This is a genomic window from Anaeropeptidivorans aminofermentans, from assembly GCF_940670685.1.
Classification (GTDB): Bacteria; Bacillota; Clostridia; order Lachnospirales; family UBA5962; genus Anaeropeptidivorans; species Anaeropeptidivorans aminofermentans.
In genome coordinates this window covers 475,060-487,539 of record NZ_OW711693.1, presented here as the reverse complement: position 1 = coordinate 487,539, position 12,480 = coordinate 475,060, and the positions used below count along the sequence as shown (strand labels likewise).

The following is a 12,480-nucleotide window of genomic DNA, read 5'->3' as shown; positions in this document are numbered from 1 at the left end:
GAGCCTTAAGGGAATAGGCTTTTGCTGCTTCTTCATGATAAATTTACTAAAGATATAAATTTGCTCTCCAAATCTATACCGATACTTCCTAAGCACCCAGAGCATATTTAAACCACATTTGCCTTCGTTTCTAAGTTCGTATCTTTTTGTATTAATAAAATTTCGATTTGCCTTGCAAATCAGCACTGGTGCTTTCTAAGTCCACAGGGTATCTTAAAATTATATCTGCCCTATTTCTAAGTTCGTGCCTTTTTATTATTAATAGGTTAGCGAACCTGAAAGTCCGAAGGCTTTTCAAGTTCGCTAAATTTTGATTTTATAATAAGCCTATGGCTCCAAGCACACCAAGGATAACCGTAAGGCCGATAAGCGCCTTTGTAACGTTTAAGCCCTTCTTTACAAAGAAGAAATATACGCCGCCTACAACAGTAATAGGTAGAAGGCCCGGAAGAATCTTATCAAGGATTTCCTGAAGGATAAATTCCTTACCGGAAATAGCCCATGTAAGAGAAGAAGTAACTTTAACGTAGTTGGCTGCAAGAATACCCATCATAAAAAGACCTAAGATAGAAAGACCTTCTATAATGTTCTGCATGGAATCGCCGGCAACGATTTCCGTAGCTGCGGAGCGTCCAAGGGAGAATCCCATGTTTGCAAAGTTCCAGCCGATAAATACCTGATAAAGGGAAAAACAGATAAAGGGGAAAAGCGCTCCTATGGCAGAGCCCTGCTGCGCCCATGGGATAGCTATGGCTATAAAAATATACTGAACGGTACCTGAGTCAATAGAGTCTCCGATACCGGCCAAGGCACCCATTAATCCGGCCTTTGTGTTATATATCAAGTCGTCTGTAACGGTAATTTCTTGGTTATTGTAAACTTCTTGGGCTCTGGCCTGCTCAAGAGAAGCCATAATGCCTGTAATTGTACCGCCGCCCCATGAAATCTGGGTATTAAAGAAAAGAAGATGTCTTTTATAAGCTTCTCTAAGCTCATCTTTATCTTTATAAAGCTTCCGTAAAATAGGAATCAGCGCCCAAAGAAGAGAGGGAGCTATATAACGGTCAAAAGAGTGAGGAATCTCATTTACAAAATAAAAACGCAGCCATGCCCAGAATACGTCTTTTTTTGTGATTTCCTCAGGCTTTAAATTAACTGATTTCTGTACTGTTTCACTCATTTTTTACCCTCCTTCTAAGAATTTCTTGCTGCCGCTTCCGACTTGCAGAGAATATATACGAAAGCAACAATAGCGCCGATAATCGCATAAGTAGCCATATTAATGTTTAAAGGCTTAAGCATAACCGCTACAAAATATGCAAGAAGGAAAAATACGATGTAGTTTTTCTTTCCGATAACATAAATAGTAAGGGCGATACCGATAGCCGCAAGGCCGCTTCCGATAACGGATAAAACATGGAATATTCTTCCGCTGGCGTTCTGTGCAACAAAATCTGCAATAACGGGAGCACCGAATTTAAGCGCAATAAACATGAATGGTATGAATATTAAAAAGGATACCAATATCGGATAGAAAACAATAGACCTCGTTAATGCCTTATGGTCTACATTTTCTGCATTTCTGTCGGTAATTTTTATTACGAAAGTATTGATGAAAAATCTAAACTGGTAAAGGTAGCTTCCTAAAAGGCCTACAGGAACAGCGATCGCAACAGCCGCCTCCGGCTCTAAGTTTCCAAGGATTGCTACAGGTACCGCCAATGCCGTTGCAACGCAAGGCTCTGAAGGCATTTGTCCTCCCGGGGAGAATACACCCATGTAAATAAGCTGAATCGCAGCAGTAATAATCATAGCATTTGCCACATCACCAAGCACGATGCCGCAAATAAGGCCTGTCATCATAGGAGTAAAGCGCAGCGTCGTCGTCGCTCCTCCCAGTAAAGACCTTGACTGAACAAGGCCTACCCATATTGCAATGAGCAAGCATTGCAAAGTTGTCATTTCCATTCCTTTTCCTCCTCGCTTTTAAATTTAAAACAATTCATTATGCAATTCATTTTGTCCAAAAACTAAATTGCAAATTCCCCAACAGCAAAATAACTTTGCTGCCCCCCTTTCTATGAAATATTAAATCAGTATATTAATAAAAAAATTTTGTGTATAAGAGCATTATATAAAAAAAATTATTTTTATTCAATATTAAAAATAAAAAAACTACAAAAATTATCCTATTCGTGAGTTTAGCTAAATAGCCCCCTTATTTTTTGGTAGTAATTTAAAATTTATAGGTAAATATACAAATTTTGCACCTGAAAAAACAACAAGAATTATCTGCTATATTCTTAAGGCGCTTCTTTACCTTTTTCTAATAGCCTTAAGGATATAATCTTCCAATTTCAGCTGATTTTATACTTAAATCAGTGTAAATACAGTATAAAGCTTCTGTTTTTCTCAACCAAATAAAAAAAGCCCCAAGGAATATTATAGTAATATAGCTTTAAGGCAGTAATAAAAATCTATTTTTCATAAACGGCTTCATCTATAGAAGCACTTAAATGAAGCCATTCAAAATATACGCTTTTTGTTATCCTGTTTAAGTATATTACTATAAAACAGCCAATAGCAAGTTTCCCATAAAAAAGGAACAAAAACCCATGTAAATATAGGGTCTTGTTCCTTCTTCACTTTAAATTTACTATAAACTGTTTTAATACAGGCTCTGGGGTTATTAGAAAATAAAGCTTTTAATATTCATGTTTTTTGGATTTTGATATGATTTCTCTTACACGGCAGAGGGTGTCTTGTGAAAGCTCTTCGTTTTTAAACATTGTTATAACGTAAAGAGCATCGATGATTGTAAGCTGGGTTATTCTTGAAGCAAGGGCTTCTGAACGGTATACTACCTCTTCGGCAGTAGATACAAAGACCACATCTGCAAGCTTTGCTATTTCCGAATGGGGATAGCTTGTGATGGCAATCAGCTTTCCTTTTCGCTCCTTTACAAGCTTGGCTATCTTTATCATTTCAACAGTGATGCCTGTATGGGATATTAAAATAGCGCAATCCTTCTCCGTCATAAGAGAAGCCATAATAAGCTGATTATGATAATCAAAGCTATGCTGACAGGTAATAGGCGAACGTAAAAATTTATGAAAACCGTCTTCTGCAACTACAGCAGATGCCCCAAGGCCGAAAAAGGTAAGCATATTGGAGCTTTGTATAATCTCTCCCGCTATTCTTAAGCTGTCACCGTTTAGCAAGGCCTTTGAATCTTTAATGGTCTGTATATTGGAATCGAATACCTTGAGGGCAATCTCAAGCTCGTTATCATTTTTTGTAATCTTTTCATGTATGGCAGCGGTGGAACTGGTTTCCTGGGTTAAAATAGCGATTTTAAAATCCTTAAATCCCTGATAACCCATTTTTTTAGCAAACTGAAAAAGCGTTGAGTCGGCAACGCCTATTTTTGCGGCAGCATCACTGATGGAGTCGTTTCCGATATCGTTAGGATGTTCAAGTACAAAGTCGGCAATCATCTTTTCTTTTCTGCTTAAATCTCTGTATAAGGATTTTATTTTTAAGGCTATTGTTTTTTTCATAGTTTTCATCCTTCTCATAGTAAATTGCGCTTTTATTAGAGTTTATATGAAAATTTAAAAAAAATCCAGAAAAATAAAAATAAAGTTATTTGATTTTATAAAAAAGCATGAAAATTCCTTCTCAATCCTTCTGCCGTAAAATCATTATTTTTTCACGAAAATACTATAGCAAGTCGCTTATAAGGAAGTAACAAAAACCAATACCGAGGATTCAAAAACAAGGATTTTATTCGGAAACAGTATATTTCGAACCCTCGTGAATATAAGATTTGTTACTTTTTCTCTTTAAATTTACTATATTATACGATAGTAAAACAGCACATATTTCCTATGTGCCGTTTTGTTTTATAGCCTTATAAAATTTTATTCCCAAACCGTATGGAAGAATCCTTCTTTATCAACTCTTTCATAGGTATGGGCTCCGAAAAAGTCCCTCTGAGCCTGAAGAAGATTAGCTGAAGAGTTTTCAGTCCTGTAAGCATCAAAATAAGATAATGTGCTCATAAGGCCGGGAACAGGGATTCCGTTTTCTATAGCCATAATACATGTCCTTCTAAAACCTTCATAAGATTCCTTAAGGGCTTTTGAAAAAAGCTCTGAAAGCATTAAATTGCTTATATTTTTTTCCTGAGAATAAATCTTTTTAATATCGTTTAAAAATGCCGCTCTTATAATACAGCCTTCACGCCAGATTAAAGAAATTTCCCCTAAATCAAGGTCCCAATGATAATGATTCGAAGCCTCCTGCAGAAGCTGATAGCCCTGGGCATAAACACAGATTTTTGCAGCATAAAGGGCATTTTCTAAATCCTCTATGAAACGGGCCTTGTCTAAAACAGGCTTTCTTTCTGCCTGCTGAAATACTTTTGATGCCTTTACCCTGTCCTCTTTCATGGCCGAAAGATATCTTGCGAAAACCGATTCTACAATACTTGGAACAGGAACACCAAGGTCAAGCGCCTCCATAGAAGTCCATTTTCCGGTGCCTTTTTGGCCTGCCGTATCAAGGACAATGTCTAAAATAGGCTTTCCTGTTTCTTCATCTTTTCTCTTAAGTATTTTAGATGTAATGTCTATTAAATAGGAGTTCAGTCTTCCTTCGTTCCATTTTTCAAATACCTGCTGCATTTCCTCTGCGTTCATTCCCCCTACATCACGCATAAGCTGATAAATATCGCAGATTATCTGTATATCGGCATATTCTATTCCGTTATGGACAGTTTTCACGAAATGACCGGACCCGTCAGGCCCTATATACGTACAGCAGGGAAAGCCGTCTGGAGTTTTCGCGGATATATCCATCAAAAGCTTTTCAACGGCTTCATAGGTTTTTCTTTCACCGGAAGGCATAATGCTTGGCCCTTCAAGAGCGCCCTTTTCTCCGCCGGATACCCCTGCCCCAATAAAGCCGATGCCCTTTTCTTTAAGGCAGGCCTCTCTTCGTATGGTATCCTTAAAGTAGGTGTTTCCCCCGTCTATAATAATATCATCCTTATCAAGATAAGGAATGATCTCGTCTATTGCCTTATCTACAACAGGGCCTGCCGTAAGCATAAGAAGAATTCTTCTGGGAGATTCGAGAGAATTCAAAAATTCTTCCAGGGAGTAGGCTCCTGAAATATTTTTATTATCTATAGATTCCAAAAAGCTTTTTGTTTTGGCTTCACTTCTGTTATAAACAACTGTCTTGTAGCCATGATTCGCTATATTTAAAGCAATGCTCTGGCCCATTACTCCCATTCCATAAACGCCTATATAAGACGTACCCATAAAAAAACTCCTTTCGCAATAAAAACTGTATTTGATTCTTTTAAAGGTTTATTCCTTTTAAAATTATATAAAAATGATTACTTATATTATCAGGGCTTAATTGATTTATGTCAATAATATTTTTTTATTTTATTCAATAAAATAAAAAAATTTTATTTTTTATGTGAATATAATAACGAATTAATTCCATTTTATTACATTTAAATATAATTTTATTAAAATTCTTAATGTTAATATAATTTAAGACTTATAGTTATAAAACTGTTTATAGGAAATAGCTTGAAAAACAAAAAACCAATTGGCCATAACTGCATTAATTTATGCTTTAATATTTGATTATTTCAATAAAATACTTTACTTGTTATTTTTATAACCTTTTTACATTAAACTATACAAAAATTTCGATAGGAAATTAATATAATAAAATTTAGATTATGACCTTATCCTAGGCAGTGTCTGAAAACCGGAAAACTGACAAGAATAATAAATAAACTAAAGTTTATTTATTACTTTACAGCAGAAATACATTTTTAGCTTATAAGCTAAAAATGTATTGTTTGTAAGGAAGTGTGAATTCGAGGAGAAAACCGACAAGATAGCATGCCATACACTTTTAGCATAATGCTAAAAGTGTAGCTGCAGGTTTACCCAGGCATATCTTGAGGATTTACGACGATGGAGTCGCACTTTTATGGCAAAATATCCTAGAATTTGGAGTTTTCAGACACGCCCTAGTCTCAATAGGTTTTCTTAAGGCTATAGGGCCAATTACTTTTAATATTTGGATTGAGACGGCTTAAAATACGAGAAAAGCAAATTGGCAATAATACTATTTCTCATTGAATCAAGTATAAATATAATAAATTTAAAGTTAAACAACAGCAAAGCCATATATTTACCTAGGTTTAAAAATGCACTATAGAAAAAATAGAATAAATGGCCTTTTGTAAAACTGTCTTTATTTGATTTTATATATTGGAAGCCTTATAACTTTTGCAATATAAAGGCAATTCCACTGTGCTCCTATGTTCCGAAGGAAGTTCATGTTTTTACACGAAGCAAACTTCAAAAAGTTCTGACATAAGCCCGGACCTTTTTTAAGTGAGGTTTTTTATGGTTATCATGCTGATTTTTTGTTTGATAATCATGGGCCTCAAGGAAATAGGCTTTTGCCGCTTCTTTATAATAAATTTACTATATACTTAGGTTTTTAAGTTCATTTACCGATAAACCGATTTATTCTGTTCTCTAGGTTCATTGGCCTTGGCGCATAAAAAAGGCGGTGTAAATACACCGCCTTTTGGTATTTTTTATCTATCTATTTCTTCAAGGAAACTTTCAAGCCTTGCTCTTACATCTTCTATTTTGTGCATGCTCATAACTTCATTCATAAGCTCCTGAACGCTTGTTTTTGCCATGCGGCCTATAAGGTATTTCACTTTTCCTAATTGGGAAGGGGCAACGCTCAGCTCATCTATACCCAGTGCAAGCCATAAAGGAATCAAAATGGCTTCTGAAGCCGTTTCTCCGCATATGCCTATATATTTGCCGGCTTTCTTTGCATTTTCAGCAATCATTTTCACCGAGCGTAAAAATGAAATATTGCAGCAGTCATATAAATGCTGAACCTTTTCATTTAATCGGTCTGTTGCCGTTGTATATTGGATAAGGTCATTGGAGCCGATGCTGAAAAAGTCCACATGCTCTGCCAAAACATCGCTAAGCATAACTGCAGCAGGCGTCTCTATCATTATCCCTATATCAACGTGTTCAGAAACTTTATGACCTTCCTCAAGCAATTGCTTTTTAGCCTTTTCTACCATTTCCTTAGCCTTTAAAACCTCTTCAAGGTTCACAATCATGGGAAACATGATTTTAATATTGCCATGAGCTGTAGCCCTTAATATGGCCCTTAACTGGGTCATAAATATTTCCGGCTCATTAAGGCATATTCTGATAGCCCGATAACCTAAGAAGGGATTGTCCTCCTTCGGAAGATTCATATAAGGGACTTCCTTATCGCCGCCGATGTCAAGGGTCCTTATGATAACTTCCTTGCCCTTGGCCTTTTCTGCTATGGTGCTGTATACCTTATACTGACGCTCTTCATCGGGATAATCATTTCCGTCCATATAGAGGAACTCTGTTCTGAAAAGACCGATGCCGTCGCATACATCAGGGTTAAATATTTCCATGCTTTCTTTATCGCCGGAGTTTATGTTCACATTCATTTTAACTCCGTCAAGGCTTATGGCAGGAGCTTTTTCAGCCTCCTTGTAAACCTTATTCTTTTTGTCATATTCTTCTTTAAGAAGCGCAAAGCTCTTTTCCTCTTCTGCTGTCGGTTCCAGTATAATTTCGCCTTTAAAGGCATTTACAAGGGCTTTCTCCCCTGTTTCGGCAACAGCCAATATCCCGCTTGCACCGACGATAGCAGGAATCCCCATAGCCTTGGCTAAAATAGCCGTATGAGAAGTCACACCGCCCTTTTCCGTAACAAGGGCTCTAAGCTTTGTCTTATCTATCACTACGGTTTCGGAAGGGGCCAAATCATCGGCTACAATAATAAGGTCCGATTTTCCTTCTATTTCGTTGAGAAAATCATTTTCTCCGCCGAGAAGTATTTCGATTACCTTCTTGCATACGTTTTGAATATCTGTAGCTCTTTCTCTAAGATACTCGTCGTCCATGGTTTCAAAAATAGCCACAATTTCATTGCATTCGCATTCTATGGCATATTCTATATTAACCATTTCTTCCGCGCTTCGTTTCAGGGCTTTTCCGAAAAGCTCCTCATCGTGAAGTATCGTCTGATATGCCTGAAATATTTCAGCGTCATTTTCACTTATTTCTTCTTTCGTCTTTATATAAAGCGCGTCGAGCTCTTTGTTATATTCCGCCTGGGCCTTTCTAAAGCGAAGCTCTTCAGCCTTATAATCTGTTATGGAAAACTTAGGGGTTTCTTTCGTATGCTTTCCCTTTACTACCATTTCGCCTATGGCGTAACCTTTTGACGCACTTAAGCCCTTTACTTTTTTCATATAATCACCCCACTGAATTGTTTTATTTCAAAAGTCTGTTTCTTACATATCTAGTAAAATAGTTTAATTACAGTAATAAAAATCATATATTTTATACTTAGTGAACCTGAAAACACTTATAGGGAAACTGTAAAAGTGTTTTCAGGTTCACATCCCCTTGCAGTCAACAAAGATATTTGAATCTTTGTTGACTATGAATGGCTTGATATAAGCGTTTCGACTATATTAAGCCGTTTATGAAAATTAGGTTTTTGTTACTGCCTTAAAGCTATTTTACTATAGTCAATTTATTTTTATTCCGCTGTGAACATTTAGCTCAAAAAGACTAAAATAAAGCAAAAGTAAATTGACTGCTATATTGTTTCATAGCATAGTAAATTTATCATGAAGAGGTAGCAAAAGCCTATTCCCTTAAGGCTCAAAAACACGGATTTTCTTCGGAAACGGTACATTTTTGAGCCTTCGTGAATATACGGCTTTGCTACTATTTAACTTTAAATTTACTATAGTTCAATTATAAATTTAATAATCTGCGTTTTTCATAAGCATTTTTATATTATCTGCTTTTTCAAAAAACTCATAAATGCTTCTTAAAAGTTTATAATGAGATTTATTGTCTATACAGGATAATACAACGAGGCCTTTAAGTCTTTTTCCGTAGGCTATAAGTCTTTCTTCCTCAAATAATGTTATACTGACCCCTACTTCTCCCGCCGGATCATGGAAGTATTCAAGGCCAAAGCCCGGAACAAATTCATACACGCTTTTATCTTTTTGTCCATGGTCTATCATTTGCTTCATGTAAAAATCTATAAGCTCTGCATTTTTAGCAAGGCCTTTGCAGGCCTCAAGCAAAGCATAATCAAAAGATATAGGAAGGGCCTTTATGACAGTTCCTTCTTTTTTAAGAAGCTCGGGAAGAGCAATATGATTCCCTTCAATGCCTTTTCCCCCTGCGCCCCTCATTTGCAGCTTTACAAGCTCAAGATAGAGCCCGTCTTCGTCCTGAATGACAGAATGCTTTTTCACAGCATCTATAATTTCTGAAACATCAAAGCCAACAGCGCTTTTAGTATTTTTCTTATTTACGGCACAAAGTATTTTTCTCTTATCGCCGGAAGTAAGTATTGCATCTGTGTATACGACATTTTCATATTCTTTTTCCAGCGGCACAGCAGATACGATTACGCAATAAGCATATGCCTTTTCAGCATCAACAGAATCATTTGTTATAAACTCATAAGAAAAATTATCTCCTAAAAAATCTATCAGCTGCTCTCTCAAAAAAACTGATGTATCTGCCCCCAAAGAGCAAATACCGATTAAAGGAAGCCTTGATTTATTCTTGCTTTCCTTGGCATTAAGGAGGCTTGTCATATAAGTGCATATGAAGGAAGCTTCTTCTTCCGTTATCATTTTAAATATTCCGCCGGCGGATATTTCAAGAGCTTTTTTGGTGAAAAAGAAATTATCGGGATACATGGATTTTATCTGGGGAAGGAGATAATTTTTTATATGAACCCCGTATTTCAGCCTGTAATACATAGAGCGGATATGGGAAAACATCAGATTATGCAAATATTCCTCTTTGGGAAAATAAACGCAGGCCGCTCTTTCAAAATCGGATATGAGCCTTTTAAAAAAAACGTCTATATGATAATCGTCACTTTCCGGCGATACCCCTTCAAAGTTCCTTGTTCCAAGAAACAAAATGGTGATATAATATACTTCGCTTCCTGGTAAGCTTAAAGCAATTTCATTAAAACGCTCCGTCATCTTCTGTATTGCGTCATAGCCTTGAGCCTTTTCGATGGCGGCCTTCTCTTGATTATTTATGGAAAAGAAAAAGCCTTTCCTGCTTCTGATACAGGAAACTAAAATCATGGCAATGCTATAATCCATATCCGTGAGAAGCTTCGTTGTGCTTACGGAGCTTTCAAGGCCTTTCACGGCATTTTGAGCAAAGGATAAGAAATCGCAGTCTATTCCTGTAAGGCTCATAAGAGACTCCTGAATAATGGCAAAAAATATTTCTCTCGGATGGCCTTCTTCCATAAACTGAAATTTCTCACCGATGATCTTTCTTATAATGCCCTCTTCTCCGTAAATTACATAGCCTTTTTTTCCGGAGCTTGTAAGCGCAATTTTATTTTCTTTTAGATAAGCTTTAAGCTCCTTAATATCTGCAATTATCGTATTATAGCTTACGTCAAAAAAATCAACGAGAAACTCTACCTTTACAGGCTCTGCGCTTAAAGCGATATATAAATACTCGATTGCTCTTCTTTCCTCTATGGAATAAATATATCCGTCAAAGGCCTCGGCCTTACGGATTATTTCCTCCTTAGAGCCTTCTCCTACAAAGGCTTTTCCTTCGGCTATATGAACTGCGCCTAAATTGTAATGCTTGAGCCATTCGTTGATTTTTGCAATGTCGTAGCTTAAAACCCGCCTTGTAATATCAAATTCAAGAGCAAGCTTATGAAGCCCTATTCCGGAATTTTCTTTGGCTATCTTTATTAAAAGCTTTACGCATCTGCTGTTTAAATCCATAATGGCTCACTTCCCATCATTAAAATTTAAGCTTTTTTATCATTAAAATAATATTTACTCTGTAAGGCTGTTTATAAATTCTGCAAGGGCTGGGCCCGCTGTTTCTTCATCAGGGCCGGATACTCTAAGCTCTATTTCTGTGCCTTGCTTTATCTGGGCTGAAAGTATGCTTATTACACTTTTCAAATTAACCTCTTTTGAGCCTTCCGCAATAAATACGACAACTTCGCTTTTAAACTGCTGAGCAAACTTTGTCAGCTGGGAAGCCGGTCTTGCATGAAATCCTGTTTTATTTTTTACAACTAAATCTTCTGTATACATTTTTATCTTTCCCTTCTATTGATATAATTCTCCGTCTGCCAAGGGTTATGCATTTTTTCTGTATTAAAAATAGAAGGCTTTAGAAAATATCTAAGCCCGATTCTTATCATCACACTATTTAACTTTATACTGCATTTTATTCTATGAGAAAATCAGACTTTACCCTCCGGCGTCAAGACAAACAAACCCTAAAGAATATCAAAGTATACTTTTTGTCTCAAATCATTGATTGTACACAAAGTTTGTTCATTAGAATTCCTTAAAATGTAGTATATCATGTGGAATATCTCAATTATACACCAATTTTTGTACGTTTGCCCATAGGCTTATTACAATTAATAGGGTATTGTAGAATTTTAACATAAGAGGATTTTGGCATTTAGTACAATGAATCGTGGAAATGGAATCAACTAAAGAAAAAGGCCCTTTACGGCCCATAAAAGAAATGAAATTTCTATGATTTTGTAAAATATAGAAATAATAAAAAGTTAATTTATGAAATACGACGAAACATTATTTAGGTAGCCCATAATTAGATTATAAACCGCCTTTACTCAAAAGCCCTTCTGTAAGGCTTTTAAAATAAAAAGCCTTACAGAATTTCCTAAACATAGGAAAATGACTTTTTGAGCTTCCCGTATAAGGCAACCTAATTCCAAACCTATTGAAAAAGCATCAGCTTATTTTCTGCAGGCACTCAGATCATGTTCACAGGAACCACGGCTATGGGGAACAAAGCCCAAAATTTGACCTGAAGCCTATTAGGCTTTGAAATTCGAAGGCCTGACTTATTCAATAAATCTACTCTACATCAGCAGCTACTTCCTGTAACATTGCAGATGTAGCTTCTTCCTCTAAAAGAGCCTTCTCATACCTTTCAAGGATCGATGCTTGAATGCACTCTCTGGTTTCAGAGTTAATAGGATGCGCTATATCCCTGAACTCACCGTCAACTGTTTTTCTGCTGGGCATAGCTATGAAAAGACCTTTGTCCCCTTCAATAACCTTAATGTCATGCACAACAAACTCGTTATCAAACGTAACGGAAACAACTGCTTTCATTTTACCATCCTTGTTAACCTTTCTCACTCTTACATCTGTTATGTTCATAAATACGTTCTCCTCTCTGGTACCTAATGTGTTTTTTATGTATATAGTCATATAAATAATAATAGAATGCCCTGCATAGCCGTATAGCAGTACAAACTATTTTATTTTTAATCAAATGCAGGTTC

General features: G+C 36.3%; 8 protein-coding genes. All 8 read right to left on the bottom strand.

The window, feature by feature from the left end; translation table 11 throughout:
- Positions 1-316: 316 nt before the first annotated feature.
- The 8 genes from NBX03_RS01895 to spoVG all read right to left on the bottom strand — a co-directional run bounded on the left by NBX03_RS01895 (position 317) and on the right by spoVG (position 12,355).
- Positions 317-1,180 carry a PTS system mannose/fructose/sorbose family transporter subunit IID gene (locus NBX03_RS01895; protein ID WP_250229094.1) on the bottom strand — a complete coding sequence of 288 codons (864 nt, stop codon included), beginning with the start codon at positions 1,178-1,180 and terminating at the stop codon, positions 317-319.
- A gap of 14 nt (positions 1,181-1,194) precedes the next feature.
- A complete protein-coding gene (locus NBX03_RS01890) occupies positions 1,195-1,968 on the bottom strand; it encodes a PTS mannose/fructose/sorbose/N-acetylgalactosamine transporter subunit IIC (RefSeq protein ID WP_250229093.1) in 774 nt (257 codons plus the stop codon).
- Positions 1,969-2,705: 737 nt separating this feature from the next.
- Positions 2,706-3,560 (bottom strand): MurR/RpiR family transcriptional regulator, encoded by an 855-nt coding sequence (locus NBX03_RS01885; RefSeq protein WP_250229092.1) that lies wholly within the window; start codon positions 3,558-3,560, stop codon positions 2,706-2,708.
- Positions 3,561-3,923: 363 nt separating this feature from the next.
- On the bottom strand, positions 3,924-5,330 hold the full coding sequence (gndA, locus tag NBX03_RS01880) for an NADP-dependent phosphogluconate dehydrogenase (RefSeq protein ID WP_250229091.1): 1,407 nt from the start codon (positions 5,328-5,330) through the stop codon (positions 3,924-3,926).
- Between the two features lie 1,310 nt (positions 5,331-6,640).
- Entirely contained in the window at positions 6,641-8,371 is a 1,731-nt protein-coding gene (gene ptsP, locus NBX03_RS01875; protein WP_250229090.1) for a phosphoenolpyruvate--protein phosphotransferase, read from the bottom strand.
- Positions 8,372-8,893: 522 nt separating this feature from the next.
- The gene (locus tag NBX03_RS01870) at positions 8,894-10,924 is read right to left on the bottom strand and encodes a BglG family transcription antiterminator (RefSeq protein WP_250229089.1); all 2,031 of its coding nucleotides are present in this window, start codon (positions 10,922-10,924) and stop codon (positions 8,894-8,896) included.
- 54 nt (positions 10,925-10,978) lie between these two features.
- Complete coding sequence (locus tag NBX03_RS01865; protein ID WP_250229088.1) at positions 10,979-11,245, bottom strand: HPr family phosphocarrier protein; 267 nt, start codon at positions 11,243-11,245, stop codon at positions 10,979-10,981.
- 801 nt (positions 11,246-12,046) lie between these two features.
- Positions 12,047-12,355 (bottom strand): septation regulator SpoVG, encoded by a 309-nt coding sequence (gene spoVG, locus NBX03_RS01860; RefSeq protein WP_250229086.1) that lies wholly within the window; start codon positions 12,353-12,355, stop codon positions 12,047-12,049.
- Positions 12,356-12,480 lie beyond the last annotated feature (125 nt).

Coding starts and splice junctions, on each gene's coding strand:
- NBX03_RS01895 (WP_250229094.1), bottom strand. CDS start 1,180: ATGAGTGAAACAGTACAGAAATCAGTTAATTTAAAGCCTGAGGAAATC.
- NBX03_RS01890 (WP_250229093.1), bottom strand. CDS start 1,968: ATGGAAATGACAACTTTGCAATGCTTGCTCATTGCAATATGGGTAGGC.
- NBX03_RS01885 (WP_250229092.1), bottom strand. CDS start 3,560: ATGAAAAAAACAATAGCCTTAAAAATAAAATCCTTATACAGAGATTTA.
- gndA (WP_250229091.1), bottom strand. CDS start 5,330: ATGGGTACGTCTTATATAGGCGTTTATGGAATGGGAGTAATGGGCCAG.
- ptsP (WP_250229090.1), bottom strand. CDS start 8,371: ATGAAAAAAGTAAAGGGCTTAAGTGCGTCAAAAGGTTACGCCATAGGC.
- NBX03_RS01870 (WP_250229089.1), bottom strand. CDS start 10,924: ATGGATTTAAACAGCAGATGCGTAAAGCTTTTAATAAAGATAGCCAAA.
- NBX03_RS01865 (WP_250229088.1), bottom strand. CDS start 11,245: ATGTATACAGAAGATTTAGTTGTAAAAAATAAAACAGGATTTCATGCA.
- spoVG (WP_250229086.1), bottom strand. CDS start 12,355: ATGAACATAACAGATGTAAGAGTGAGAAAGGTTAACAAGGATGGTAAA.